The sequence below is a fragment of the Streptomyces sp. NPDC031100 genome, assembly GCF_055570785.1.
In genome coordinates this window covers 45055-71281 of record NZ_JBVIGN010000018.1, presented here as the reverse complement: position 1 = coordinate 71281, position 26227 = coordinate 45055, and the positions used below count along the sequence as shown (strand labels likewise).

Genomic DNA, 26227 nt, shown 5'->3' with positions numbered 1-26227 from the left:
CGGGGTGGTGCGTACCGCGGATCTGCTGCCGCTCGCCGTCGCCGTCCCGCTGCTGGGCGCCGTCGTGCTCGTCGTGGGCGGGCGATGGCTGCCGCGGGTCGCCATCGACTCGCTGGCCACCGCCTGGGCCGCGCTGGAGGTCGCGTGCCTCGTCCTGCTGTGGGCGCGTACCGGCGACGGCCACAGTGTGTCCTGGGTCGGCGGCTGGTATCCGGTCCGCGGAGAGAGCGTCGGCATCGTGCTGGCCGGCGACCGGATCGGCATCGGTCTGGCGCTGCTGACCAGTGCGCTCGTCCTGGCGGTCGTCGTCTACTCCTGGCGCTACTTCGACGAGCCGCCCGTGCAGCACGCCGGCGTCTTCCCCGCCCTCATCCTCCTCTTCGAGGCGGGCATGTGCGGCTTCGCGCTGACCGGGGACCTGTTCGACGCCTTCGTCTTCTTCGAGCTCATGGGGGCGGTCGCCTACGCACTCACCGGCTACCGCATCGAGGACCCGCGTCCGGTGCAGGGCGCCCTGATCTTCGGCATCCTCAACTCGCTCGGTGCGTACTGCTCGTTGCTCGGCATCGGGCTGCTCTACGCCCGTACCGGTGAACTCGGCTTCGCGCAGATCGGGTTGCAGCTGGCCGGGCATCGCTCCGACGCCCTGCTGGTGGTCGCCTTCGTGCTCGTGGTCACCGGACTGCTGGTCAAGGCGGCCGTGGTGCCGTTCCACTTCTGGCTGCCCGACGCCCACTCCGTCGCGCCGACCCCGGTGTGCATGCTGCTGTCGGGCGTCATGGTCGAGCTCGGCGTCTACGGCACCGTACGCGTGTACTGGACGGTGTTCTCCGGCCCGCACGGCATCGCGCAGCCGCACCTGCGGGCCGTGTTCGTCACCGCGGGTGTCGTGACCGCGCTGGTGGGCGCGGTGATGTGCTGGCAGCAGCGGCACCTCAAGCGCATGCTGGCCTTCTCGACCGTCGGCCACGTCGGGCTCTTCCTCATCGGCATGGCGCTGCTCACGCCCGCCGGAACCGCCGGGGTGGCCCTCTACGTCGCCGCGCACGCCGGGGTGAAGGCGGCTCTGTTCGCCACCACGGGCGTCCTGCTCGACCGGCACGGCTCCGTCGACGAACACGGACTGCACGGGCGCGGCCGCGATCTGCCGCTCGCCGGTGCGATGTTCGCCCTCGGCGGGCTGGCGCTCGCCGGTCTGCCGCCGTTCGGCACCGCGCTGGGCAAGGCCGTCGCCGAGCACGCCGGTGAGGACCGGTTTCCCTGGCTGCCCGCCGTGTTCGTCCTCGTCTCGGCCACCACCGGCGGGGCCGTACTGCGCGCCTGTGCCCGGATCTTCGCCGGCGCCGGGCCCCGGCCGAAGGAGCACTACGCCGGACCCGAGACCACCGGCACCGGCGAGGAGCCCGAGATCCGCGATCCGCAGCGGCGCATCCCGGTCCCTATGCTCGCCGTGCCGGCCGTCCTGCTCTGCACCTCGCTCGCCGTCGGACTGCTGCCCTCAGTGGGCGGCGCACTGGGCCTCGCCGCCCGGCAGTTCACCGACCGCACCGCCTACACCGCCGCGGTCCACGGGCACACTGTCGCCCCGTCCTCCCCCGTGCCGGACACCGGCTGGTCCGTCGAGGGCGTGCTCCTCGCGCTCGCCTCGACCGCCCTGGCCGCCCTGCTCGCGGCGGCTGCCGTCTGGGGTGGGAAGTGGCAGGGCACGGCTCGCGTCGGACCTGTGGGCCGGGCGGTGGGGCGTGGCGTGGTCCTGCCGCTGCGCCGACTGCACTCGGGTCACCTCGGCGACTACGTCGCCTGGCTCGCCGTCGGTGTGGCGGTGTTCCTCGTCGTCATGGCGGTGTAGTGCATCGGCATGCGCCTGCCAGCGGCGGGAACTCGGAGGGCGTGAAGGGCGGTCCTTCCGATGGACAGGGGTGAATGCGGATGCCCGTCTCCGCGCCTGTGGCGGATCTGTTCGCGAGTGTGCCCGAGGCGGAGCGCACGGCGCTGCGGCGAGGGGCTCGGCCGAAGAGCCCCAGGCCGATGCTGGCCACCTTGACGGAGCGTTACTTCTCGGATCCGGAGTGGATATTCGAGCGCAAGCTCGACGGGGAGCGGTGTCTGGGTGTCCGTGCCGGCGCCCGCGCCGGGTTGTTCTCCCGCACCGGCCAGTCGCTCACGGACACCTATCCCGAGATCACCGGTGCACTCGACCGACAGCACTGCGACGACTTCGTGGTGGACGGCGAGATCGTGGCCTTCGAAGGCTCGCGGACCAGCTTCGCGCGGCTGCAGCAGCGCATGGGAATCCACGATCCGCGTCAGGCGCGGGCCAGCCGTGTGGCGGTGACTTACTACGTGTTCGACGTGCTGTACCTGGCCGGGCACGATCTGACCGCTGTGCCGCTGCGCACCCGCAAGGCCCTGTTGCGCCGCGCCCTGGACTTCTCCCGGCCGCTGCGCTTCACCCCGCACCGCAATGCCGACGGGGAGGCGTACCTGCGCCAGGCGTGCGAGCGGGGCTGGGAGGGCGTCATCGCCAAGCGCGCGGACAGCCGCTACGAGCACCGGCGCTCGACGAAGTGGCTGAAGTTCAAGTGCGGGCGGCGGCAGGAACTGGTGATCGGCGGATTCACCGAGCCCGAGGGCAGCCGCACCGGCTTCGGCGCGTTGCTGGTCGGTTACTACGAGGGGCGACGGCTCGTCTATGCGGGCAAGGTCGGTACCGGTTACGACCGCGAGACGCTCGACGCGCTGCGCGCGCGGATGGACCGTCTGGAACGCGGCCGCTCCCCCTTCGCGGGCACTCCCCCGCGCGAGCGCGGCGCCCATTGGACCGAGCCGCGGCTCGTCGCCGAGATCGGGTTCACCGAGTGGACGGACGACGGGAAGCTGCGCCATCCGCGGTTCGTCGGGCTGCGGACCGACAAGCCCGCGCAGAAGGTCGTACGGGAGCGGCCCGGGTAGCCGGGTCTGCGCCGCGGAAGCGGGGTGTCCCGGGATGCCGCTACGCGACGTCCTGCAGGACTTCGTCGCGCAGCTGGTGGCAGCACCGGCTGATCAGCCGGGACACGTGCATCTGCGAGATCCCGAGCTGCTCGGCGATGCGGCGTTGGGTCATGTCGTTGAAGAACCTCATGTAGAGGATGGTGCGTTCGCGCTCGGGCAGCGCTTCCAGGCGGGGCTTGACGGTCTCCCGGTCCACGACGGTGTCGAGGGCGGGGTCGGGCGCGCCGAGGGCGTCACCGAGGGTGTAGCCGTCCTCGCTGCCGGGGAGTTCGGCGTCGAGGGACAACGCGCTGAAGCTCTCCAGCGCCTCCAGTCCGATCCGGACGTCCTCCTCGCTCAGGTGCGCGTGATCGGCGATCTCGCCCACGCCGGGAAGTTGGTCCGACATGCTCTGGGACAGTTCCTGACACGCCGACCGGACACGATTGCGCAGGTCCTGGACGCGGCGCGGCACGTGCAGCGCCCACATGTGGTCGCGGAAGTGCCGCTTGATCTCGCCGGTGATGGTGGGGACGGCGTAGCTCTCGAAGGCGTTGCCGCGCTCGGGGTCGTAGCGGTCGACCGCCTTGACCAGACCGAGGGCCGCGACCTGCCTCAAGTCCTCGTAGCTCTCACCGCGGCCGCGAAACCGCCCGGCGAGCCGCTCGGCCATCGGCAGCCAGGCCTCGACGAGCTCGTCACGGAGCGCGTCGCGCCTCGGCCCAGCGGGGAGCGTGGCGAGCGTGCGGAACGCCTCCTCGGTGTCGGGGGCGTCGTCGTGCGGGTGGTGCTGCGCACTTGCTGGAGTTGGCATAGTGCGTCGCAACTCCCTTGTGTGTCGTCTGGACGAGTTCCGTGGGAGTGCGACCGTGAGTCGGACTGCCGCACCCGGGCGACGGATACGTCGCTCCCACAGGCGCACCTCCTGCCTAAATACCCGTTTTGCCCATTCCCCGCCCCCCGAGCCGTAAACACCCGCACGGGTTTCCCCTCGCCGCTGCGGGTGACCCGTCACAGTGCTCTCCGACGTGCGCCTCGGGGAAGAACGAGGCACGGCGACGAGACGAGGCGGCGAAAGGACGGGGAACCACCATGCGCATCGCGTTTCTGACCGCACCGCAAGGCGTCGAACAGGTCGAGCTCACCGACCCCTGGCAGGCGGCCGCCGACGCGGGACACGAGCCCGTGCTCGTGTCGACGAAGCCCGGCAGGATCCGGGCGTTCCACCACCTCGACAAGGCGGACACGTTCCCCGTGGACGAGGTCGTGGGCAAGGCGTCGGCCGGCTCCTTCGGCGCACTCGTGCTGCCGGGCGGGGTTGCCAACCCCGACTATCTGCGGCTCAGCGACCAGGCCGTGTCGTTCGTGCGGGACTTCTTCGAGCAAGGCCGCCCGGTCGCCGCGATCTGCCACGCCGCCTGGACGCTGGTCGAGGCCGACGTGGTCCGGGGCCGGACGCTGACCTCGTGGCCGAGCCTGCGGACCGACATCCGCAACGCGGGCGGCACCTGGGTCGACGAGCAGGTGGTGATCTGCGACCGCGGCGCCAACAAGCTCATCACCAGCCGTAAGCCGGACGACCTGAAGGCGTTCTGCGAGGCGTTCCTGGACGTGTTCGCCGAGCAGGCCGGCTGAGGGGCACCGGGCAGCCACGACGCGGGGAACGGGTCAGGTGGCGAACGCTGTGTAATCCGCCGTGTCGCAGGTACTCGGACGGACGGGACGTCTTCTTGAGGAGATGAATCGGATGCTGTTCCTCGGACTGCTTCTCCTCGCGGCCACGGGCGCCTTCACGGCCCTGGCGATCGCCGACAACCTGTCCGGCGGTCCGCAGTACGGCGTGTCGGTCCTCGGACACGACATCGCCACGCTCGGTCCGCTCGCCCTCTTCTGCTCCGGCCTCGCACTGGCCCTCATCTTCTGCCTGGGCCTGGCCGTCATGGCAGGTGGAGCAGCGCACCACCACAGGGGCCCTTCGTCCGCGCAGGACGCACGGCCGCACCACGGCCGGCCCGATGGCGGGACCCGGCACCCGGGCCTGACGCCCCGACGCCCGTCGTCGCTCGCTGGGAAGTGCGCGGGCGTCACCGGCCTGCGCCGCGCTCGCGGCGCAGGCGGCGGACCACGACCAGCAGGTCCAGGACCGCCACCAGAGCTAGCGCCGCGCACACTCCGGCGAGGGCACCCAGCACTCCGGGACCCGGGCTGTCGCCGGGACCGGAATGCGCGGACCATACGCCGAACACAACGGCCGCCGCGACGAAGAGCGGCAGGAAGACGCCGCCCAGCAGCACCCGCAGGCGCACGGCGCTCTGCGCGGTGACCGGCTCGGTGCCGGTGCGCGGCCGGCGGCGGCCGATCACGCCGGAGCGCGCCCGTGGCTGCGGACGCCGCCGCGCCCGTTCGGAAGGTTCGTGGTGCACGGTTCTGCGGCCTCAGTGGTGGGGGTCGGCGGTGCTGATGTCCGCCGGTACGGTGTGAGCGTCGTCGGTGGTGGCCAGGTCGCCCCGGATGCCGAGTCCTCCTGTCGGCCGCGTAGCCCGCACGGGCGCCGCCAAACCGCCCTTCGGGGAATCGGGCATCGGGGCCACGTCCACGGGTACCCGGTGGATTCGCAAGGCTTCGTCGGCGCTCGTCGCGCACGGCAGACGGAGGTGGCCATGACTCAGTACGTCCGGGAGATCATGACGCAGGATCCGGTGACGGTGTCCGAGGAGACGCCCCTCACCGAGGTGGCGCGGCTCATGCGGCAGAACGGCATCGGCGATGTCATCGTCACCGAGGGCGACCACGTCTGCGGTCTGGTGACGGACCGCGATCTGGTGGTCCGGGCGCTCGCCGACGAGCGTGACCCCAAGCTGACGGTGGTCGGGCAGGTGTGCAGCAGGGACATGGTCACCTGTTCGTCCCAGGACCCGGTCGACGAGGCGATCCGCCTGATGCGGGAACACACCCTGCGGCGGCTGCCCGTCGTGGACGACGACCGGCTGGTCGGGGCGCTCAGCCTGGGCGACCTGGCCGTCGAACGGGATCCGCACTCGGCACTCGCCGACATCAGCGCCGCGCGGCCGAACCGGTAGGCCGGCCCGCCTCGGCGCGCCGGCCCGGCACGGCGCACATGGACCGTGCCGCCGCGGTGTGCGTGTCCACGAAATGGGCACTTGGTGGGCATGGTCGGCGACACCGGCGACGAACTGCTGGCGCGGCGGCAAGGCACCGCCGGCCATCGGACGGTGCCCCACACGGCCGACGTGGGGATCGAGGCATGGGGACCGAGCCGCGAGCGGTGCCTCGCGGAGGCGGTCCTGGGGCTGGTGGAGTGCTTCGCCGACCTCTCCGGGGTGCGGCCCACCGCTTTGGAGCGCCTGGAACTGACCGAAGCAAGCGACGAGGAGCTGCTGGCGTCCCTCCTGGATGAGGTGATCTACCGCCTGGAAGTGCGCAGTCAGGTCCCCGTCGACGTGGAGGCGGAGGCGGTCGGCGACGGTCTCGCCATACGGCTGTCGGTCGCCGGTCTCGACACGGTGCAGGTCACCGGCGCCCCGCCCAAAGGCGTGTCATGGCACCGGCTGCACATCGGACCCGACCCGTACGGCTGGTCCTGCGGGGTGACCGTCGACGTATGAGCGGTGTCACCCCTTGACCACGCCCAGCGGAACCAGCCGGGCCACCCTGCCGCACAGCCCCGCCTTCTCGGCGACGGTGACCACCGCGTCGACGTCCTTGTAGGCCTCGGGCGCCTCCTCGGGCAGGCCGCGCCAGGACAGCGGGCGCGCCGCGATGCCGTCCCGCTCCAGCCTGGCCCGCAGTTGGCTGTCGGTGATGGTGCGCACGGCCTGGTGGCGGCTCATGGTGCGGCCCGCGCCGTGGCAGGTGGAGGCGAAGGCGCCCCCGCCGGGCACTCCGACCAGGACGTACGAGGCCGTGCCCATGGTGCCGGGGATCAGCACCGGCTGCCCCACCCCGCTCAGGTCGCGGGGCAGATCGGGATGACCCGGCGGGAAGGCGCGGGTGGCGCCCTTGCGGTGGACGCACAGCCGACGCCGTGTTCCGTCCACGGAATGGGTCTCGATCTTGGCAAGGTTGTGGGAGACGTCGTACACCAACGACAGCCGGACTCCCGCGGTCCGGCCGAGGACCCGGCGTGCCGCGTCGGTGAGCAGCTGGCGGTTGGCGCGCCCGTAGTTGGCGGCCGCGGCCATCGCACCGAGGTACGCGCGCCCCTCGGGCGAGTCCACGGGTGTGCAGGCCAGCTGCCGGTCCGGCACCGTGATGCCGTAGCGGGCCATGGCCTGGCCCATCTCCCGCACGTGATCGGTGCAGATCTGATGCCCGAGGCCGCGCGAGCCGCAGTGGATCATCACGCACACCTGGCCCTCGGCCAGTCCGAACGCGGCCGCGGCCCGCTCGTCGTACACCTGGGCGACCTGCTGCAGCTCCAGGAAGTGGTTGGCGGAGCCGAGGCTGCCGACCTGTCCGAGGCCGCGTTCGCGCGCCCGCCGGCCGACCTGGGTCACGTCCGCGTCGGCGACCGCCCCGCCGTCCTCGCAGCGGATCAGGTCGCGCTCCTCACCGTGCCCCTGCTCCACCGCGTATCGGGAGCCGCCCTCCAGGATCCGCTCCAGCTGCCCGGGCCCGTTCAGCCGCCACACCCCGCCGGGGCCGGCCCCGCGCGGGATCGCCTTGTCCAGGCCGTCCATGACCGCGTGCAGGGCGGGCCGCAGCTCCTCCCGGTCGCAGTCGGCGGCCAGCAGCCGTACTCCGCAGGAGATGTCGAAGCCGACCCCGCCGGGCGAGACCACGCCGCCTTCGTCCACGTCGGTCGCCGCCACACCGCCGATGGGGAAGCCGTAGCCCCAGTGGATGTCCGGCATGGCGTACGAGGCGCCGACGATTCCGGGCAGCGTGGCCACGTTGACCACCTGCTCCAGCGACTTCTCCGCGTCCTTCAGCAGCGCCGGGGAGGCGAACACGATCCCCGGCACCCGCATGTCCCCGTGTCGTTCGATGCGGAAGCGGCAGGGCCGCTCCTCGACCAGTTCCATCGCATCCTCCCGCGGTCACCAGGTACCCAAGGCGCCGTCCTGTACACGCCCGGGTCCTGGAGGCCTGATCCGCGCATTCCGGGAAACTCGGACGCACGGAGGTGCAGAACGGTTGTCGACGGAAGGGACGAGGCATGTACAGCAAGATCACCATTGCCGGCCACCCGGTCCACCCCATGCTCGTCGCCTATCCGGTCGCCGGGTATACGGGTGCCCTGGTCGGCTACGGCGTCTACGGGGCGACCGGGTCCCCGTTCTGGCTGAACTTCGCCATCGCGATGAACTGCGCGGGCCTCGGCGGCGCGCTGCTCGCGGCCGTCCCGGGCGCGGTCGACGCGCTGCTCGGCGTCCCGCGGCAGACTGCGGCCAAGACCGTCGCCCTGGCACACGGCGGCCTCAACGTGGTCTCCCTGTGCCTGTTCGGCGCGGCGCTCGGCTTCTACGGCGGCCACTGGAACGGCCCGCCCGCCAGCGCCACCCTCGGCATCGTCCTGTCCGCCATCGGCGTGGCAGTCACTGTGGCAGCCGGCTTCCTGGGCTGGACCCTGGTCCAGCACTACCACGTCGGCATCCAGCTGACGCAGGCCCAGGAGCAGGAGGAGTTCGCCATCCAACGTGCCCGGCTGCGCATGCCCCATGTGCACCTGCCGCACCGTTCGCAGGCATCGTGACCAGGTCCAGGCGCGGTCCGGGGAGAAGGCAGGGAAGAGATCATGAGTGCCAAGGCCCGCACGAGGGACGAGGTCCGGGTCGGCGGCCGGACGGTGCCGTTGTCCAACCCGGACAAGGAGCTCTTCCCGGATGACGGGATCACCAAGGCCGAACTGGTCGACTACTACCGCTCCGTCGCGCGCCCGATGCTCACGCACCTCAGGAACCGTCCGGTGGTGATGGAGCGCTATCCCGACGGGTACCGGGGAAAGTCCTTCTTCCACAAGGACGTTCCGGACTACTTTCCCGACTGGATCCACACCGTGCGCGTGCCCAAGGAGGGCGGCAGCCTCACCATGGCGGTCTGCGACGACACGGCCACCCTCGTCTACCTGGCCAACCAGGCGTGCATCACACCGCATCCATGGCTCAGCCCCGCCGACTGCCTGGACTGCCCCGACCGGCTGGTCTTCGACCTCGACCCTCCCGAGGGCGCCGACGACGGCTTCGACACCGTACGGTGGACCGCCCGCACCCTGGGTGATCTGCTCACCGAACTCGGCCTGCGCCCCGCGCTGATGACGACCGGATCACGTGGCATGCATCTGCTGGTCCTGCTCGACCGGCGCACGGACTTCGACACTGCACGACACTTCGCCCGCAGCGTCGCCGATGTCCTCGCGGCACGCCACAGCGACCGCCTGACCACCGAGCCCCGCAAGAACAAGCGCCGGGGCCGCCTCTACCTGGACACCCAGCGCAACGCCTACGCCCAGACCTCGGTCGCCCCCTACGCCGTGCGCGCCCGCCCCCACGCCCCTGTCGCCACCCCGCTGGACTGGGACGAACTCGACGACCCGGAACTGGGCCCCCGCCGGTGGACACTGCGCGCCCTCCCCGAACGCCTCGACAAGTACGGCGACCCGTGGAAGGGCCTGAGCCGCTGCCGCCGCTCCCTGCGCACGGCACAACGGCGCCTCGACGACCTCACGTGAACGGACGAGTCGCCCGGCCGGGCTCCGGCGCGCACCATGGAGGAAGCTCACGAACCGCCCCCTCGCGGCCCACAGGCAGCACCGGTCCGGACGGATCCGGCCCGGCGCGGCGCGGGAGAACGGAGACGCAGATGCTGACGCCCGACCTCAGAACCGCCGCCGTGGCGCTGCGCGCCTACCGGATCGCACAGGCCCGCCTCCTGCGGAATCCGGCGAATCCGCTCCGCCGCCGTCGGTTCGACGACACCGCCTACACACTCTGCGTGCTCATGGGTCAACGCGACGCCACCGAAGCCGCCGCACTGGCGGAACGCCTGCTCACCGCGTCCGCCCGTGATACGACGACGAACCGTGCCCGCCAGACACGCACCGCCGTCCCCCGGTGAACCCAGGTGACCCCTGACGGCGCCGGCGAGGAACGGAGGCAGCAGTAGTCATGTTCCGGCTGTCCCGTCGTACCTCCCACCGGCCGCGCGTCGTCGTGGTCACCGGCGCGAGCGGGGGCATCGGCCGGGCCACCGCACGGGCGTTCGCGGCCCGGGGAGACCAGGTGGCGCTCGTGGCTCGCGGCCAGGCCGGGCTCGACGCGGTGGCGGCCGAGGTACGCGCGGCCGGTGGCACCGCCCTTCCCCTGACGGCGGACGTGGCCGACCCCCGCGCCCTGGAGTCCGCCGCGGCACGGACCGAAAGCGAACTGGGCCCGATCGACATCTGGGTCAACGACGCCTTCACCACGGTCTTCGCGGAGTTCACCGACATCGAGCCCGACGAGTTCCGCCGGGTGACCGAGGTCTGCTACCTCGGTTACGTGTACGGCACCCGGGCCGCACTGCGCCGGATGCTGCCACGCGACCACGGCGCCATCGTGCAGGTCGGATCCGCGCTCGCCTACCGCGGCATCCCGCTCCAGTCCGCGTACTGCGGCGCCAAGCACGCCATCCAGGGCTGGAACGAGGCGCTGCGCTGTGAACTGCTGCACCGCGGCAGCGGGGTGTGCGTCACGATGGTCCAGCTCCCCGCCGTCAACACACCGCAGTTCGACTGGTCGCTGACCAGGATGCGCCGGCAGCCACAGCCCGTTCCGCCGATCTACCAGCCGGAGGTGGCCGCCCGTGCCATCGTGCACGCGGCCGGGCATCCGCGCCGCAGGGAGTACTGGGTCGGCGGCAGCACGGCGGGCACCCTCATCGCCAACGCCCTGGCCCCCGGGCTGCTCGACCGCTACCTGGCGCGCACCGGCTACGCCTCCCAGCAGACGGACGAGCCGCTGCCGCCCGGCAGACTCCACAATCTGTGGCGGCCGCTGGACGGCGCCGGCGGGCACGACTTCGGCGCCCACGGCCGGTTCGACGACACCGCGAAAGCCCACGCCGTGCAGGCCTGGGCCTCGCGCCACCACAACGCGCTCACTCTCACCGGATTCGCGGCGACCGCGGGAGCAGTGGCCGGCTGGGCCACGAGACGGCGGCATCTCTGATGCAGTGGGTCTTCCCGGAACGCCGAGGCAGTCTCGGCATCGTGGACGGGTTCTAGGGCCGGTCCGGCGGATCGTGCGGTCGTACAGCGTCGAACAGGGGCCAGCCGTCCACTTCCACCGATCCCGCCGCGGGAAACAGTCCACGGACCAGCGCCTCGTCCAGCAACACCCTTACGCTGCCGGGCTCGTGGAGATTCAGATACTCCCGGTCCGGCAGGCGCACCACCGCGCCCTCGTCGAGGTAGCCGTCGGCGATGACCCGGTCGGATGCCGGCTGGAACACGAGACGCAGGCAGGCCCGGCTTCCGGGACGCCATAGCGTCACCGTGCTGCTGCACCCGGGGTAGCCCCGCACACGATCGTGCCGGTGCCCGAAACACCAGCCGTACACGATGCCGCCCACCACCATGCGACGGACCCTGCGCCTCCCCATGGCGTCATACTAGGGACCGGACAGTGCCGGCTGAGCGGCTCAGCCCTTCATGTCGGCCGGCCTGTCCGCGCGCATCACGATGGAGCCCTCCGCCGCGTCCACCACCGCGCGGTCGCCCGGTACGAGTTGGCCGGACAGCAGCATGTCGGCGAGGCGGTCGTCCACCTCGCGCTGGATGGTGCGGCGGAGCGGGCGGGCGCCGAAGTCGGGCTGGTAGCCGATGTTCGAGAGCAGTTCGGCGGCCGCGTCGGTGACCTCCAGGGTGACGTCCTGGGCGTGCAGGCGGCGCCGGGTGTGCTCCAGCAGCAGATCGACGATCTGGCGCAGCTGGGTGCGGTCCAGGCCGCGGAAGACGATGATCTCGTCGATGCGGTTGAGGAACTCGGGCCGGAAGTGCTGCTGGAGGGCGGGCATGACGGCGTCGCGGACCTTGGCGTAGTCCTCGGTGCCGGCGGCCAGGATGCGGTCGGCGCCGATGTTCGAGGTCATGATGACGACGGTGTTCTTGAAGTCGACCGTGCGGCCCTGGGAGTCGGTGAGCCGGCCGTCGTCCAGGAGCTGGAGCAGGGTGTTGAAGACGTCCGGGTGCGCCTTCTCCACCTCGTCCAGCAGCAGCACGGCGTACGGCTGCCTGCGCACGGCCTCGGTGAGCTGGCCGGCCTCCTCGTGTCCGACGTATCCGGGAGGCGCCCCGACCAGGCGGGAGACGGTGTGCCGCTCCTGGAACTCGCTCATGTCCAGGCGGATCATGCGGCTCTCGTCGCCGAAGAGGGCGGCGGCGAGGGCGCGGGCGAGTTCGGTCTTGCCGACGCCGGTCGGGCCGAGGAAGAGGAAGCTGCCGACGGGCCGGTTCGGGTCGCTCATGCCGGCGCGGGCGCGGCGCACGGCGCGGGCGACGGCGGTGATCGCCTCGTCCTGGCCGACGACCCGCTCGTGCAGGTGCTCCTCCAGCTTCATCAGCCGCTCCCGCTCCTCCTCGGTGAGCTGGGACACGGGGATGCCGGTGGTGCGGGAGACGACCTGGGCGATGTCCTCGGCGGTGACCTTCGGGGCGTGCTCCTCCGCCTTGCCCGCCGCGGCCAGCGCGGCCTCGGCCTCCTTGATCCGGTCGCGCAGGTCCTTGGCGCGCTCGTACTCCTCGTCGGCGACCGCCTGGTCCTTCTCCCGGCTCAGGGCGGCGATGCGGTCCTCGATGTCGCGGGTGACGGCCTGCGGGGTCTTGGCGCGCAGCCGGACCCGGGCGGCGGCCTGGTCCATCAGGTCGATGGCCTTGTCGGGCAGGAAGCGGGAGGTGATGTACCGGTCGGACAGCTCGGCCGCGGCGACGACCGCCTCGTCGGTGATGCGGACCTGGTGGTGGGCCTCGTAGCGGTCGCGCAGTCCGCGCAGGATCTCGATGGTGTCGTCCACGGTGGGCTCGCCGATCAGGATGGGCGCGAAGCGGCGCTCCAGGGCCGCGTCCTTCTCGATGTGCCTGCGGTACTCGTCCACGGTGGTCGCACCGATCAGGTGCAGCTCGCCGCGGGCCAGCGCCGGCTTGAGCATGTTGCCCGCGTCCAGGGCGCCCTCGCTGCCGCCTCCGGCACCGACGACGGTGTGCAACTCGTCCAGGAACAGCACCAGTTCGTCGCCGTGCTCGCTCACCTCGTCCAGCAGCTTCTTCAGCCGCTCCTCGAACTCGCCCCGGTACTTGGTTCCGGCCACCAGGCCGGCCAGGTCCAGCGAGACCAGCCGCTTGCCCTCCAGGGTCTTCGGCACGTCACCGGCCACGATGCGCTGGGCGATGCCCTCGACCACGGCCGTCTTGCCGACACCGGGGTCGCCGATCAGGACGGGGTTGTTCTTGCTGCGCCGGGAGAGGACCTCGATGGTCTGCTCGACCTCCTCGTCGCGCCCGATCACCGGGTCGAGGCGGCCCTGGCGGGCGTCCTCGGTGAGGTCACGGCCGTACTCGTCCACGGTCGGCGTGCTGCTGGGCTTCCTCCGCTCGCCCGCTCCCTCGGCGGGCAGCCTGGCCGGCTCCCAGCCGCCGTCGCCGAGCGCCTGCCCGGCCGCCGACTCCGGGTTGGCGGCGAGCGCGCGCAGCAGATGGCCGGGGCCGATGTACGAGTCGCCCTCGGCGCGGGAGATCTGGTAGGCGTCGAGCAGGGCGCGCTTGGCGGACGGGGTGAGCGTGGTGGGCTCGGTCTTCTCCCCGCCGCCCGCGCCGGTGCCGAGCTGATCGCGGATCCGGTCCGGGTCGGCGCCGGCCTCGGTGAGCAGCCGCCGGGTGGAGTCGTGGTAGGTGGCGGCGGCCAGCAGGTGCCGGGCGTCGAGTTCCTCGCTGCCCTCGGCCGCCGCGATGTCCCGGGCCTCGGCCACCAGGTCCCGGGCCCGCTCGGACAGCAGACTGCCGATGTCGACGCGCTGCGGCCGCCGGACGGGCGCGGCCGGACCGCCGCTGCCGAAGAAGCGGGACATCAGCTCGTCGAACTCCTCGAAGGGGCTGCGTCCGAATCCGAAGCCGGGGGTGCTCATGGGGCGGGCCTTTCTGGAGCGGCGGACGTCCGTCCCCCAAACTCGCACAAACGGCGCACACCCGCATGAGAGGCTGCTCCGAGATGCGGACCCGGTCGGGGTCGGTGACCCTGGGTAGGAAGCCTCGAGCGATGAGGAGGGCCGCCATGTCCGTGATGGACAAGCTCAAGCAGCTGCTCAAGGGTCACGAAGAGCAGGCCGGCAAGGGCATCGACAAGGCGGGCGACTTCGTGGACGAGAAGACCCAGGGCAAGTACAGCTCCCAGGTCGACACCGCCCAGGACGAGCTGAAGACGCAGCTCGGAGGCATGGACGACCGGGACAACCCTCCGCAGGCGTAGTGCACGGGGGCGGATAGAGTTTCTTCTCTATGCACAGCCCTCATGATCCGTACGACCCCTACGTCCATGTACGCGGTGCCCGCGAGCACAACCTCAAGGGCGTCGACGTGGACATCCCGCGGGACGTACTGACCGTCTTCACCGGCGTGTCCGGCTCGGGGAAGTCGTCCCTGGCGTTCGGCACCGTGTACGCCGAGGCGCAGCGACGCTACTTCGAGTCGGTCGCGCCGTACGCGCGCAGGCTGATCCACCAGGTCGGGGCGCCCAAGGTCGGCGAGATCACCGGGCTGCCGCCGGCGGTCTCCCTCCAGCAGCGGCGTGCGGCGCCCACCTCGCGCTCCTCCGTCGGCACAGTCACCAACCTCTCGAACTCCCTGCGCATGCTGTTCTCGCGGGCCGGCGACTACCCGCCCGGCGCCGAGCGGCTCGATTCGGACGCGTTCTCCCCCAATACGGCGGCCGGTGCCTGCCCTGAGTGCCACGGCCTCGGCCAAGTGCACCGAACGACCGAGGAGTTGCTGGTCCCCGACCCCTCCCTGTCGATCCGCGAGGGCGCGATCGCCGCGTGGCCCGGCGCCTGGCAGGGCAAGAACCTGCGCGACATCCTCGACGCGCTCGGCCACGACGTGGACCGGCCCTGGCGCGAACTGCCCGCCGAGCAGCGGGAGTGGATCCTCTTCACGGACGAGCAGCCGGTCGTCACCGTCCACCCGGTCCGGGACGCCGACCGGATCCAACGGCCGTACCAGGGTACGTACATGAGTGCCCGCCGGTATGTGCTGAAGACGTTCTCCGACACCAAGTCCCCGTCCCTGCGGGCGAAGGCGGAGCGCTTTCTGACCAGTGCACCCTGCCCGGGGTGCGGGGGCAGCAGGCTGCGGCCCGAGGCGCTGGCGGTGACCTTCGGCGGCCGGACCATCGCCGAGCTGGCCGCGCTGCCGCTGACCGACCTGGCCGCCCTGCTGCACGGCACCGAGGAGACCGTCCGGGTCCTCACCGAGGACCTGAAGTCCCGGATCGCGCCGGTGGTCGAGCTGGGTCTCGGCTATCTCAGCCTGGACCGGGCGGCCCCCACCCTGTCGGCGGGCGAGCTGCAGCGGCTGCGGCTCGCCACCCAGTTGCGCTCCGGGCTGTTCGGCGTGGTGTACGTGCTGGACGAGCCGTCGGCCGGACTGCATCCCGCGGACACCGAGGCCCTGCTCGCCGTGCTGGAGCGGCTCAAGGCGGCCGGGAACACGGTGTTCGTGGTCGAGCACCACCTGGAGGTGGTGCGCGGCGCCGACTGGCTGGTGGACGTCGGCCCCGGCGCGGGCGAGCACGGCGGGCGGGTGCTGTACAGCGGCCCGGTGGCCGAGCTGGCCTCGGTCGAGGACTCGGCCACCGCCCGCTATCTCTTCGACGAGGCCCCGGGCCCGGCGCGTGAAGTCCGCACGCCGCGCGGCTGGTTGAAGGCGGGTCCGGTGACCCGGCACAACCTGCGCGGGGTGACGGCCGAGTTCCCGCTCGGCGCGTTCACCGCCGTCACGGGTGTCTCCGGCTCCGGGAAGTCCACGCTCATCGGCGAGTTGACCGAGGACCTGGCCGGGGTCGGCCGTCTGGTCCGGGTGGACCAGAGGCCGATCGGGCGCACCCCGCGCTCCAACCTGGCCACCTACACCGGCCTGTTCGACGTCGTACGCAAGGTGTTCGCCGCCACCGACGCGGCACGGGAACGCGGGTACGGCGTCGGGCGGTTCTCCTTCAACGTGGCGGGAGGGCGCTGCGAGACCTGTCAGGGCGAGGGGTTCGTCAGCGTCGAGCTGCTGTTCCTGCCCAGCACGTACGCGCCCTGCCCCGACTGCGCCGGCGCCCGCTACAACCCCGAGACGCTCCAGGTGGCGTACCGGGGGCGGACCATCGCGGAGGTCCTGGACCTCACCGTCGAAGAGGCGGCCGCCTTCTTCGCGGACACCCCGGCGGCAGCCCGCAGCCTGGGCACGCTTCTCGACGTGGGCCTCGGCTATCTGCGCCTGGGCCAGCCCGCCACCGAGCTGTCCGGCGGGGAGGCCCAGCGGATCAAGCTGGCGAGCGAGCTGCAGCGCGGCCGCCGCGCCCACACCCTCTACCTGCTGGACGAGCCGACGACCGGCCTGCACCCGGCCGACGTCGAGGTGCTGATGGACCGGCTGCAGGGCCTCGTCGACGCGGGGCACACGGTCGTCGTGGTCGAGCACGACATGACCGTGGTCGCGGAGGCCGACTGGGTGATCGACCTGGGGCCCGGCGGCGGCGACCGGGGCGGCCGCATCGTGGCGGCCGGGCCGCCGCAGCGGGTGGCACGGGCGGAAGGCAGCGTGACGGCGCCCTATCTGGCGCGGGTCATGCCCTGACGCGATCTGGCCCGGATCATGCCGTGACGCCGTCGGGCGCGGGTCATGCCGTGACGCGGTCGGGCTGCGGCTCCAGCAGGACCGCGTGGGTCCAGCCGGGCTCGGAGGGGACCGGCTGGGCGGCGCGGGCGAGGGCTCGGCGGTCGGGATGGGCACCGGGCGGTATCACCGGGCGGATGTCCACCTCGGCCACCAGCTTGCGCGCGCGGGCGACCCGCCACAGGGAGGCCAGCAGGGTGTCCTCGCCGACGAACGCGGCCGCGGTGCTCGCAGCGCCTCCCCCGTCCTGCAGATAGCGCAGCCGGACCGGCTGCACCGGTACGCCCGCGTCCAGCGCGGCCTGGAAGACGGCCCGGTGGAAGCGGCCGTGCGCCCGCCCGCACCACGTGCTGCCCTCGGGAAAGGCGACCACGGCCGCGCCCTGCGCCATGGCGTCGGCGATCCGGGCGACCGTGTCGGGCAGGGCGCGCAGCCGGTCGCGCTCGATGAACAGCGCCCCGCCGCGTGCGACGAGCGCCCCCGCCACGGGCCACTGACGGATCTCGGTCTTGGCGAGCATCCGGGCGGGGCGTACGGCGGCCAGCAGCGGGATGTCCAGCCACGAGACGTGGTTGGCGACCAGCAGCAGCCCGCCGGCCGGTGCGGCGGTGCCGGTGAAGCGGACCTGGACCCCCATGGCCCGCACGATCATCCGGCTCCACCGCCTGACCCACTCGGCGGGTATCCGCCCGCCGAGCGGGGCCAGCACGATCCCGGCCAGCATCAGCACCACGACCGCGGTGATCCGCAGCACGGCACGGGGTACGGCCGCGGCGGGCGCGGCCGGCTCCACACAGGCGCCCGGGGTGCAGGGCGCGGTGGGCAGCCAGACGCTCATCAGGCCGGCACGAGGGAGAGGAAGTGCTTCAGATAGCGCGGGTTGACCCGGCGCATCGAGAGCAGCACGTACAGGTCGGCGACCCCGAAGTCCGGGTCGTGGGCGGGCTCGCCGCACACCCAGGCGCCGAGCCGGAGGTAGCCGCGCAGCAGGGCCGGCAGGTCGGTGTGACCGGTCGGGACCTCGGCGTTCGGGATCCACGGCAGCAGGGGCCGTACCCGGTACTCCTCGGGCGCCAGGTGCTTGGCGCGCACCCGCTCCCAGGTGCCGGTGGCCAGCGTGCCGCCGTCGGCCAGCGGCACGGAGCAGCAGCCGGCCAGCCATTCGTGGCCCCGGTCGACCATGTAGCGGGCTATGCCGGCCCAGATCAGGCCGATGACCGCGCCGTCCCGGTGGTCGGGGTGCACGCAGGAGCGGCCGACCTCGACCAGCCCGGGCCGGATCCCGTCGAGCCGGGCCAGGTCGAACTCGCCCTCCGAGTAGAGCCGGCCGGCGACCGCGGCGCGCTCCGGCGGCAGCAGCCGGTAGGTGCCGACGACCTGCCCGGTCACGGTGTCGTTCACCAGCAGGTGGTCGCAGTACGCGTCGAACGGGTCGACGTCGAGTCCCGGCTGCGAGGTGGTCAGCAGGGCGCCCATCTCCCCCGCGAAGACGTCGTGCCGCAGCCGCTGCGCGGCACGGACGTCGGCCTCGTCGCGGGCGAGGGTGACGGTGTAGCGGGTGGGTGCCTCTGGCTGCGGAGGACGGTCTAGCGTGGTGACGCCGGTCATGGCTCTCTCCATGGTCACGGGCCGGGGTCGGCGGGGACGGCAGACCGTCGGTCCGGGCTGCCTGTCCTGTTCTTCCGACGCCGGTTGGCCTACGCGTGACGGAGGACCGGAGAGTGGGTGTGGGCTTGTTGAACGGCGTGGGTGAGATCGCCGCCGGAAAGGCCGCCGGAAAGCCAGACGGGGCCGGAAGGAGCACCTCTCCCGGCCCCGCCCGTCCGCCCCTTTTACGGCGAACGTCTCTCCCTGCGGCTAACGCTTGGCCGCCTTCCGGGTGGCCCGCAGCCACTCCTTGTTCATGCTCGTGATCGACACCAGCGGAATCCCCTTCGGGCAGGCGGTGGCGCACTCACCGGTCAGCGTGCACCCGCCGAACCCCTCCGCGTCCATCTGCGCCACCATGTCCAGCACCCGCGTCTCCCGCTCGGGCGCACCCTGGGGCAGCACGTTCAGGTGGTTGACCTTGGCGGAGGTGAAGAGCATCGCGGCACCGTTCGGGCAGGCGGCCACGCACGCCCCGCAGCCGATGCACTCGGCGTGCTCGAAGGCGAAGTCCGCGTCCGGCTTCGGTACGGGCGTGGCGTGGGCTTCGGGCGCGGATCCCGTCGGCGCGGTGATGTATCCGCCGGCCTGGATGATCCGGTCGAACGCCGACCGGTCCACCACCAGGTCCTTGATCACCGGGAAGGCGGACGCCCGCCAGGGCTCGATGTCGATCGTGTCGCCGTCCGTGAAGGACCGCATGTGCAGCTGGCAGGTGGTGGTGCGCTCCGGCCCGTGCGCATCGCCGTTGATCACGAGAGAACACGCGCCGCAGATGCCCTCGCGGCAGTCGTGGTCGAAGGCGACCGGGTCCTCGCCCTTGAGGATCAGCTCTTCGTTGAGCGTGTCGAGCATCTCCAGGAAGGACATGTCGGAGGAGATGCCGTCCACCTCGTACGTGGACATGGCGCCCTCGGTGCCGGCGTTCTTCTGGCGCCAGACGCGCAGGGTGAGCTTCATGCGTAGCTCCGCTGGGTGGGGTGGACGTACTCGAAGACCAGGTCTTCCTTGTGCAGGACGGGCGCCTCGCCGGTGCCGGTGAACTCCCAGGCGGCGGCGTACGAGAACGCGTCGTCCTTGCGGGCCGCCTCGCCGTCCGGCGTCTGGGACTCCTCGCGGAAGTGGCCGCCGCACGACTCGCTGCGGTGCAGCGCGTCGAGGCACATGAGCTCGGCGAGCTCCAGGTAGTCGACGATGCGGTTGGCCTTCTCCAGCGACTGGTTGAACTCCTCGCCGGTGCCGGGCACCTTGATCCGTCGCCAGAACTCCTCGCGGATCTGCGGGATCCGCTCCAGCGCCTTGCGCAGCCCGGAGTCCGTGCGGGCCATGCCGCAGAACTCCCACATCAGTTCCCCGAGTTCGCGGTGGAAGGAGTCGGGGGTGCGGTCACCGTCGACGGCGAGGAGCAGGTTGAGGCGGTCCTCGGTCTCGGCCACCACCTCCTGGACCACCGGGTGTTCGGCGGTCACCGCGTCCTGGTGCGGGTTGCGCGCCAGGTAGTCGTTGATGGTGGCCGGCAGCACGAAGTAGCCGTCGGCCAGGCCCTGCATGAGCGCGGACGCGCCGAGCCGGTTGGCTCCGTGGTCGGAGAAGTTGGCCTCGCCGATGGCGAACAGGCCCGGGACGGTGGTCTGGAGGTCGTAGTCGACCCACAGGCCGCCCATCGTGTAGTGCACGGCCGGGTAGATCCGCATCGGCACCTCGTACGGATCCTCGTCGGTGATCCGCTGGTACATGTCGAAGAGGTTGCCGTACTTCGCCTCGACGGCCCCCCGGCCCATCCGCCGGATCGCGTCGGCGAAGTCCAGGTAGACGCCCTGCCCTGCGGGACCGACTCCCCTGCCCTCGTCGCAGACGTTCTTCGCGGCGCGGGAGGCGATGTCGCGCGGGACCAGGTTGCCGAAGGACGGGTAGATGCGCTCCAGGTAGTAGTCGCGCTCGTCCTCGGGGATCCTGTTCGGCGGGCGGTCGTCGCCCTTGGCCTTCGGCACCCAGATCCGGCCGTCGTTGCGCAGCGACTCGCTCATCAGGGTGAGCTTGGACTGGTGGTCGCCGGTGCGCGGGATGCAGGTCGGGTGGATCTGGGTGAAGCAGGGGTTGGCGAAGTGGGCGCCGCGCCGGTGCGCCCGCCACACGGCGGTCGCGTTGGAGTTCATGGCGTTCGTGGACAGGTAGAAGACGTTGCCGTAGCCGCCGCTCGCCAGGACGACCGCGTCCGCGAAGTACGCGGAGATCTTCCCGGTGATCAGGTCGCGGGCCACGATCCCGCGGGCCCGGCCGTCGACGACGATCAGGTCGAGCATCTCCGTGCGCGGGTGCATCTCCACGTTCCCCGCGGCGATCTGCCGGGACAGCGCCTGGTAGGCGCCGAGGAGGAGCTGCTGGCCCGTCTGGCCGCGGGCGTAGAACGTGCGGGAGACCTGGACGCCGCCGAAGGAGCGGGTGTCGAGCAGGCCGCCGTACTCGCGGGCGAAGGGCACGCCCTGCGCCACGCACTGGTCGATGATCTCGACGGAGATCTGCGCGAGCCGGTGCACGTTGGACTCGCGGGCGCGGAAGTCGCCGCCCTTGACGGTGTCGTAGAACAGCCGGTGGATCGAGTCGCCGTCGTTGCGGTAGTTCTTCGCCGCGTTGATGCCGCCCTGCGCGGCGATCGAGTGGGCGCGGCGCGGGGAGTCCTGATAGCAGAACTGGACGACGTGGTAGCCCTGTTCGGCGAGGGTGGCGCCCGCGGAGCCGCCCGCGAGGCCGGTGCCGACGACGATGATCGTGTGCTTGCGCCGGTTGGCGGGGTTGACCAGTTTGGCCTCGAAGCGGCGCTTGTCCCAGCGCTCGTGGACCGGGCCGGACGGGGCCTTGGTGTCGACGACCGGATCCCCGGTCGTGTAGTCGGTGTACTCCGAAGAAGCAGTCATGGTCAGCTCACCACTCCGGTCATGACGCCCACGGGTACGGCGATGAAGCCGGCCGTGAGCAGCAGCGCGAGGACGTTGGCGATGGTCTTCAGGGCGCGGTCGCGGGTGCGGCTGCCGACGCCGAAGGTCTGGGCGGCGCTCCAGAAGCCGTGCCGGATGTGCAGGCCGAGCGCGAGCATCGCGACGATGTAGATGACGTTGCCGTACCAGGTGGAGAAGGTGTCCACCACGTTCTGGTACGGGTGGCCCTCCTGGAAGCCGCCGCTGTGCACGGTGCCGGTGGTCAGGTCCAGGACGTGCCAGACGATGAACAGGCCGAGGATGATCCCGCCCCAGCGCATGGTGCGCGTGGCGTAGCTCGCCCGCGGCTTCTTGTGCACGTACGTGCTGGGGCGCGCCCTGATGTCGCGGCGGCTGAGCTGGTACGCGGAGGTGGCGTGGGCGACCACGGCGGCGACGAGGACGATCCGGATCAGCCAGAGTGTCCACTCGTAGTGCATGAAGGGTTCGCCGACGGTGCGCAGCCAGTGCCCGTAGTGGTTGAACTCCCCGGCACCGAAGAAGATCTTCAGGTTGCCGATCACATGGGCGACCAGGTACAGCAGCATGATCACACCGCTGACGGCCATCACCGTCTTCTTGCCGACGGAGCTGTCCCACACGGTGCGCGCCATGGACGGCCGTCGGTCCGTCCGCGTTGCCAGAGCCATGTCACAGCACGCTAGGGCCGAAGAGGCCGATCGGTCCAAGACATGGTCCGGCTTGTTTCCATAGGCCAGGACTATGGTGGCGCCATGCAGTTCCAGCAGCTTCAGTACTTCGTCGCCGTCGCCGAGACCCGGCACTTCACCCGGGCCGCCGAGCTGGTCCATGTCGCACAGCCGTCCCTGTCGCAGCAGATCAAGGCGCTGGAGCGGGAGCTGGGCGCGGATCTGTTCCTGCGCGCCCGGGGCAACATCACGCTCACCGACGCGGGCGAGGCGCTGCTGCCTCTGGCCCGGCGGATCCTCGCGGACGCGGACACCGCCCGGCACGAGGTGCAGGAGCTGGTGCAGCTGCGGCGGGGCCGGGTGCGGCTGGGCGCCACGCCGAGCCTGTGCACCGGCCTGCTGCCGGACGTCCTGCGCGCCTTCCACGACCGCTATCCGGGCGTCCAGCTGCTCATCGAGGAGGGCGGCTCGCACGACCTGGTGCGGGGGCTGGCCCGGGGCGCCCTGGACCTCGCCCTGGTCGTACTGCCGCTGCCGACGCCCGCGCCCGCGCTGACCACGGTGGAGCTGCTGCGGGAGGATCTCGTGGTGGTGTCCTCACCGGAGGCGCCGGCACCCGGCCGGGGCAGCCGGGTCGTGCGCATCGCGGATCTGGAGGGCGAGCGTCTGGTGATGTTCCGGCACGGCTACGACCTGAGGGAGCTGACCGTCGCGGCGTGTCGCTCCGCCGGGTTCGAGCCGGACTTCGCGGTGGAGGGGGGTGAGATGGACGCGGTCCTCGGATTTGTCCGCGCCGGGCTGGGTGTCGCGGTCGTCCCGCGCATGGTCGCTGCGCGGACCGGGCGTGGTCTGCGGGTGACTCCGTTGGCTCGGCCGGGGTTGCATCGGACCATTGCGTTGGCTCACCGGAGTGATGTGGCTCCGCCTCGGGCTGCGCGGGAGTTGCAGCGGATGTTGCTTGAGCGGTGAGCGGTGGTTTTCGCCCGGATGCGTCTGCCTCGTAAGCGCCGTTCGGGAGTGCGGGTGCGCGGGGGCCGGTCGCGCAGTTCCCCGCGCCCCTTGTGGGGGGCTGCCCCCCCCACACACCCCCAGCGTCAACCCGTCGCGTCCACCAACGCCAAGTCGTGCAGCCTCTCCGGTGGGCCCGGCCTCGCGTAGTACCAGCCCTGGGCCGTGTCGCAGCCCAGTATGCGGAGTTGTTCGGCTTGGGCGCCGGTTTCCACCCCCTCGACGGTGACCGCGAGGTCGAGGCTGTGGGCCAGGGTGACGATGCCCTCGACGATCTTCAGGTCGACGGGGTCGGCCGGGAACTGCTGCATGCCCTGGGTGAAGGAGCGGTCCAGTTTGAGGATGCTCACCGGGAGGCGGCGCAGGTTGGCGAGGTTGGAGTAGCCGGTGCCGAAGTCGTCCAGGGCGATGTCGACGCCCATCTCGGCGAGCCGGTGCAGGGGTTTGAGGAGGTCGTCGTCGGCGCCGATCAGTGCCGACTCGGTGACTTCCAGGCACAGGGCGCTCGGGGCGACGCCCGTACGTTCGAGGATGTCCACGGTGTCCTGGACCAGGCCGGGATGGCTGAGCTGGCAGGGTGACAGGTTGACGTTGATGCGCAGGGGTCCGGCGGTCGTCTCTTCGCCGTAGCGTTCTCGCCATTCGCGCGCCTGCCGGATGGACTCCTCCAGGACCCAGCGGCCGAGCGGGACGATCAGGCCTGTGTGCTCGGCGAGCGGGATGAAGCGGTCGGGGCCGAGGACGCCGTGCTGCGGGTGCAGCCAGCGGACGAGTGCCTCGGCACCGCGCACGCTGCCGTCGCCGAGGTGGACCAGGGGCTGGTACTCGATGAAGAACTCGCCGCGTTCCAGTGCCGTGGGGAGGGCCGTGGTGAGGCCGTGGCGGGTGATGGCGCGGGCGTCGGCCTCCGGGTCGGCGAGTTCGGAGCGGTTGCCGCCCGCCGACTTGGCCCGGTACATGGTGATGTCCGCGCTGCGCAGGACCTCCGCGGCGGTGCGCTCGCCGGCCGGGCCCTCGACGATGCCGAGGCTGCCGCGCACCAGCAGGTCGCGGCCGTCGATGCTGATGGGCGTGACGAGCGCGTTCATGATGCGCTCGGCGAGTTCGTCGACCTCGCGCTCGGTGCCGGGGCCGGTGGTCAGCGCCACGAACTCGTCGCCGCCGAGCCGGGCGACCATCTCGCCGGGCGCGGTCGCGCAGGACTGCAGCCGGTCGGCGACCTCCACCAGCAGCCGGTCGCCGGCCGCATGGCCGAGGCTGTCGTTGACGGTCTTGAAGCCGTCCAGGTCGAGGTAGCACAGGCCGAAGCGCTGGCCCTCGCCGGCGCCCAGGGCCTTCTCCAGGCGCTCGAAGAACAGGGTGCGGTTGGGCAGGCCGGTGAGTGCGTCGTGCGTGGCCTCGTAGCGCAGCCGGAGGTTGAGCAGGCGGCGCTCGGTGGTGTCCTCCATGAGGGCCAGCTGGTACTGGGGGTTGCCGTCGGCGTCGCGCAGCAGGGAGACGGTCAGGTTGGTCCACAGGACCGTGCCGTCGGGGCGGTTGAAGGCCTTCTCCACGTGGTAGTGCTCGCGCTCGCCGCGCACCAGCTCGTCGTAGAGCCGCCAGGTCTGGGGCGCGTCCTCGGGGTGGGTCCACTCCATGACGTTGCGGCCGCGCACGGTCTGCTCGGAGCCGCCGAACATGCGCAGCAGCGCCTCGTTGACCTGGAGCACGTGCCCGTCCAGGTCGGCGATGCCGATACCTATGGCTGCGCCCTCGAAGACCGCCCGGAAGCGGGCCTCACTGGCGTGCAGGGCCTGCGCCACCACGCCCTGGGCCTGCAACGCGGCCTGGGCGATGGCCTCCTGCTCCGCGAGGGTGCGCTGGCGCAGGGCCTGCGCGTACCCGGCGGCCATCGCGTGCTGCAACCGCGAGGAGCGCATGCGCAGTTCGTCCTGCGGGCCGTCCCCGCCGCAGTAGAGGACGAGGTAGGCGTCGATGCAGTCCAGGGTGCGGGTGAGCGCTTCGGGGTCGGTGCAGTGCGCCTCGACCAGCGCCGCGCCGATCGCCTTGGCCTCCTCGGCCTCGAAGCTGCGGGCCCGCAGGAGGTTGCTCAACCGGCGTGCGAGCGGACGGAGTTGTTCCTCGAACTCCACCCGGGTCAACGACGTGGAGGTGACCGGGAAGACCGCCCGGCCCCAGATCGTCGTCAGCCGGCGCAGTCTGTCCTCCGGCCCGTCCGGCTCGGCGCTCACGCCGTACGCCCCACGCCGGCGAACCCGGAGAAGGCATAGGGATCCTCGTCCTCCGGCGCTGACTCGGGGCGCCAGTGCGGCATCTGCACCAGTCCGGGTTCCACCATGTCGTACCCCTCGAAGAACCGCGCGATCTCCTCGCGCGAGCGCATGATCAGCGGGTTGCGAATGTCCTTGTATACGTCCACCGCACCCTCGGCCCGCTCCGCGGGCAACGGGATTCCCTCGTACGAGGCATGGGTGAGGATCAGCAGGCTGCCGGGCGCGAGTGCCTCGCGCAGCTCGGCCACCGCACCGTAGGGGTCGTCCGCGTCTTCCACGAAGTGCAGTATGGCAACGAGGAGCAGGGCCACTGGCCGATTCGGGTCGATGAGGCGCTCCAGTTGGGGGCTGGAGAGGATCTCCTGGGGCTTGCGCAGGTCGGCCGCGACCACATCCGCGTCCTCGTTCCCCTCCAGCACCGCCTGGCTGTGCGCGACCGCCACCGGATCGTGGTCGACGTAGACGACGCGGGCGCCCGGTACGGCGGCCTGGGCGACCTCGTGGACGTTGCCGAAGGTCGGGATGCCGGAGCCGATGTCGAGGAACTGGGTGATGCCCTCCTCGGCCGCGAAGCGCACGGCGCGGCGCATGAACGCCCGGTTGGCCTGCATGATCTTCGGCAGGCCCGGCATGAACTCCATCGCCTTGCGGGCCGCCTCTCGGTCGACCTCGAAATTGTGCGAACCGCCCAGGTAGAAGTCGTAGATACGCGAAACGCTCGGCACCGAGATGTCGATGCTTCGGGGGGCCCAGGCGGGACGCTCCATGTATCTCTCCAAGGCGTAGACGGCAGGCACAAGCGATCCGGTGTTCGAGCAGAGGCTACTGATCGCC

The 26227-nt window shown here is 71.6% G+C and carries 25 protein-coding genes; 12 read left to right on the top strand and 13 right to left on the bottom strand.

All coding sequences use genetic code 11. The features are described from left to right. Positions 1 to 7: 7 nt before the first annotated feature. On the top strand, positions 8 to 1849 hold the full coding sequence (locus tag ACZ5DS_RS37655; RefSeq protein ID WP_468247980.1) for a complex I subunit 5 family protein: 1842 nt from the start codon (positions 8 to 10) through the stop codon (positions 1847 to 1849). Positions 1850 to 1947: 98 nt separating this feature from the next. Next, positions 1948 to 2952 (top strand): non-homologous end-joining DNA ligase, encoded by a 1005-nt coding sequence (gene ligD / locus ACZ5DS_RS37650; protein ID WP_468247977.1) that lies wholly within the window; start codon positions 1948 to 1950, stop codon positions 2950 to 2952. Between the two features lie 40 nt (positions 2953 to 2992). Here the strand turns inward: ligD (ACZ5DS_RS37650) and ACZ5DS_RS37645 are convergent, their stop codons facing one another. Beyond that, positions 2993 to 3787, bottom strand: coding sequence for an RNA polymerase sigma factor SigF (locus tag ACZ5DS_RS37645; RefSeq protein WP_468247738.1), 795 nt, complete (start codon positions 3785 to 3787; stop codon positions 2993 to 2995). Positions 3788 to 4065: 278 nt separating this feature from the next. On the opposite strand from ACZ5DS_RS37645, the gene ACZ5DS_RS37640 reads away from it, so the two are divergent. Further along, positions 4066 to 4608, top strand: coding sequence for a type 1 glutamine amidotransferase domain-containing protein (locus tag ACZ5DS_RS37640; RefSeq protein ID WP_468247735.1), 543 nt, complete (start codon positions 4066 to 4068; stop codon positions 4606 to 4608). A gap of 449 nt (positions 4609 to 5057) precedes the next feature. Here ACZ5DS_RS37640 and ACZ5DS_RS37635 read toward each other — a convergent pair whose 3' ends face one another. Both ACZ5DS_RS37635 and ACZ5DS_RS37630 read right to left on the bottom strand, forming a co-directional pair. Further along, on the bottom strand, positions 5058 to 5396 hold the full coding sequence (locus ACZ5DS_RS37635) for a DUF6343 family protein (protein WP_468247732.1): 339 nt from the start codon (positions 5394 to 5396) through the stop codon (positions 5058 to 5060). 12 nt (positions 5397 to 5408) lie between these two features. Continuing rightward, positions 5409 to 5555 (bottom strand): hypothetical protein, encoded by a 147-nt coding sequence (locus ACZ5DS_RS37630; protein ID WP_468247730.1) that lies wholly within the window; start codon positions 5553 to 5555, stop codon positions 5409 to 5411. Between the two features lie 78 nt (positions 5556 to 5633). Between ACZ5DS_RS37630 and ACZ5DS_RS37625 the strand changes: the two genes are divergently transcribed. After that, a complete protein-coding gene (locus tag ACZ5DS_RS37625) occupies positions 5634 to 6053 on the top strand; it encodes a CBS domain-containing protein (RefSeq protein WP_468247727.1) in 420 nt (139 codons plus the stop codon). Positions 6054 to 6143: 90 nt separating this feature from the next. Beyond that, positions 6144 to 6599: an archease gene (locus ACZ5DS_RS37620; RefSeq protein ID WP_468247975.1), complete on the top strand. Its 456-nt coding sequence runs from the start codon at positions 6144 to 6146 to the stop codon at positions 6597 to 6599. A gap of 6 nt (positions 6600 to 6605) precedes the next feature. On the opposite strand, the gene ACZ5DS_RS37615 is transcribed toward ACZ5DS_RS37620, so the two are convergent. Next, positions 6606 to 8018, bottom strand: coding sequence for an RtcB family protein (locus ACZ5DS_RS37615; protein ID WP_468247725.1), 1413 nt, complete (start codon positions 8016 to 8018; stop codon positions 6606 to 6608). Between the two features lie 134 nt (positions 8019 to 8152). Between ACZ5DS_RS37615 and ACZ5DS_RS37610 the strand changes: the two genes are divergently transcribed. The 4 genes from ACZ5DS_RS37610 to ACZ5DS_RS37595 all read left to right on the top strand — a co-directional run bounded on the left by ACZ5DS_RS37610 (position 8153) and on the right by ACZ5DS_RS37595 (position 11141). Beyond that, a complete protein-coding gene (locus ACZ5DS_RS37610) occupies positions 8153 to 8689 on the top strand; it encodes a DUF2231 domain-containing protein (protein WP_468247723.1) in 537 nt (178 codons plus the stop codon). 42 nt (positions 8690 to 8731) lie between these two features. Continuing rightward, a complete protein-coding gene (gene ligD, locus ACZ5DS_RS37605; RefSeq protein ID WP_468247721.1) occupies positions 8732 to 9664 on the top strand; it encodes a non-homologous end-joining DNA ligase in 933 nt (310 codons plus the stop codon). Positions 9665 to 9795: 131 nt separating this feature from the next. Further along, positions 9796 to 10050 (top strand): DUF5133 domain-containing protein, encoded by a 255-nt coding sequence (locus ACZ5DS_RS37600; protein WP_468247719.1) that lies wholly within the window; start codon positions 9796 to 9798, stop codon positions 10048 to 10050. Between the two features lie 50 nt (positions 10051 to 10100). Further along, positions 10101 to 11141 carry an SDR family oxidoreductase gene (locus ACZ5DS_RS37595; protein WP_468247716.1) on the top strand — a complete coding sequence of 347 codons (1041 nt, stop codon included), beginning with the start codon at positions 10101 to 10103 and terminating at the stop codon, positions 11139 to 11141. 52 nt (positions 11142 to 11193) lie between these two features. Here ACZ5DS_RS37595 and ACZ5DS_RS37590 read toward each other — a convergent pair whose 3' ends face one another. Further along, a complete protein-coding gene (locus ACZ5DS_RS37590; protein WP_468247714.1) occupies positions 11194 to 11550 on the bottom strand; it encodes a hypothetical protein in 357 nt (118 codons plus the stop codon). A 63-nt stretch (positions 11551 to 11613) separates the two neighbouring features. Next, a complete protein-coding gene (locus ACZ5DS_RS37585; protein WP_468247711.1) occupies positions 11614 to 14091 on the bottom strand; it encodes an ATP-dependent Clp protease ATP-binding subunit in 2478 nt (825 codons plus the stop codon). 146 nt (positions 14092 to 14237) lie between these two features. Here ACZ5DS_RS37585 and ACZ5DS_RS37580 point away from each other — a divergent pair, with 146 nt between their 5' ends. Together ACZ5DS_RS37580 and ACZ5DS_RS37575 are read left to right on the top strand one after the other, a co-directional pair. Further along, a complete protein-coding gene (locus ACZ5DS_RS37580; protein ID WP_468247708.1) occupies positions 14238 to 14432 on the top strand; it encodes an antitoxin in 195 nt (64 codons plus the stop codon). A 29-nt stretch (positions 14433 to 14461) separates the two neighbouring features. Then, on the top strand, positions 14462 to 16801 hold the full coding sequence (locus ACZ5DS_RS37575) for an ATP-binding cassette domain-containing protein (protein WP_468247706.1): 2340 nt from the start codon (positions 14462 to 14464) through the stop codon (positions 16799 to 16801). Between the two features lie 43 nt (positions 16802 to 16844). On the opposite strand, the gene ACZ5DS_RS37570 is transcribed toward ACZ5DS_RS37575, so the two are convergent. From ACZ5DS_RS37570 to ACZ5DS_RS37550, 5 genes are all read right to left on the bottom strand, one after another. Then, complete coding sequence (locus ACZ5DS_RS37570) at positions 16845 to 17678, bottom strand: lysophospholipid acyltransferase family protein (RefSeq protein WP_468247703.1); 834 nt, start codon at positions 17676 to 17678, stop codon at positions 16845 to 16847. Continuing rightward, positions 17678 to 18448: a GNAT family N-acetyltransferase gene (locus ACZ5DS_RS37565; protein WP_468247701.1), complete on the bottom strand. Its 771-nt coding sequence runs from the start codon at positions 18446 to 18448 to the stop codon at positions 17678 to 17680. Before ACZ5DS_RS37565 ends, ACZ5DS_RS37570 begins: the two co-directional genes overlap by 1 nt. Before the next feature lie 249 nt (positions 18449 to 18697). Further along, positions 18698 to 19447: a succinate dehydrogenase/fumarate reductase iron-sulfur subunit gene (locus ACZ5DS_RS37560; RefSeq protein ID WP_468247699.1), complete on the bottom strand. Its 750-nt coding sequence runs from the start codon at positions 19445 to 19447 to the stop codon at positions 18698 to 18700. Beyond that, complete coding sequence (locus ACZ5DS_RS37555; protein WP_468247697.1) at positions 19444 to 21402, bottom strand: fumarate reductase/succinate dehydrogenase flavoprotein subunit; 1959 nt, start codon at positions 21400 to 21402, stop codon at positions 19444 to 19446. Before ACZ5DS_RS37555 ends, ACZ5DS_RS37560 begins: the two co-directional genes overlap by 4 nt. Positions 21403 to 21404: 2 nt before the next feature. Then, positions 21405 to 22076, bottom strand: coding sequence for a succinate dehydrogenase (locus ACZ5DS_RS37550; protein WP_468247973.1), 672 nt, complete (start codon positions 22074 to 22076; stop codon positions 21405 to 21407). A 120-nt stretch (positions 22077 to 22196) separates the two neighbouring features. Here ACZ5DS_RS37550 and ACZ5DS_RS37545 point away from each other — a divergent pair, with 120 nt between their 5' ends. Beyond that, entirely contained in the window at positions 22197 to 23081 is an 885-nt protein-coding gene (locus tag ACZ5DS_RS37545) for a LysR family transcriptional regulator (RefSeq protein WP_468247694.1), read from the top strand. A gap of 125 nt (positions 23082 to 23206) precedes the next feature. Here ACZ5DS_RS37545 and ACZ5DS_RS37540 read toward each other — a convergent pair whose 3' ends face one another. Together ACZ5DS_RS37540 and ACZ5DS_RS37535 are read right to left on the bottom strand one after the other, a co-directional pair. Then, positions 23207 to 25351, bottom strand: coding sequence for a putative bifunctional diguanylate cyclase/phosphodiesterase (locus ACZ5DS_RS37540; protein WP_468247691.1), 2145 nt, complete (start codon positions 25349 to 25351; stop codon positions 23207 to 23209). Continuing rightward, positions 25348 to 26160: an SAM-dependent methyltransferase gene (locus tag ACZ5DS_RS37535; protein WP_468247689.1), complete on the bottom strand. Its 813-nt coding sequence runs from the start codon at positions 26158 to 26160 to the stop codon at positions 25348 to 25350. The genes ACZ5DS_RS37540 and ACZ5DS_RS37535 overlap by 4 nt, the downstream gene beginning before the upstream one ends. Positions 26161 to 26227: the final 67 nt, after the last annotated feature.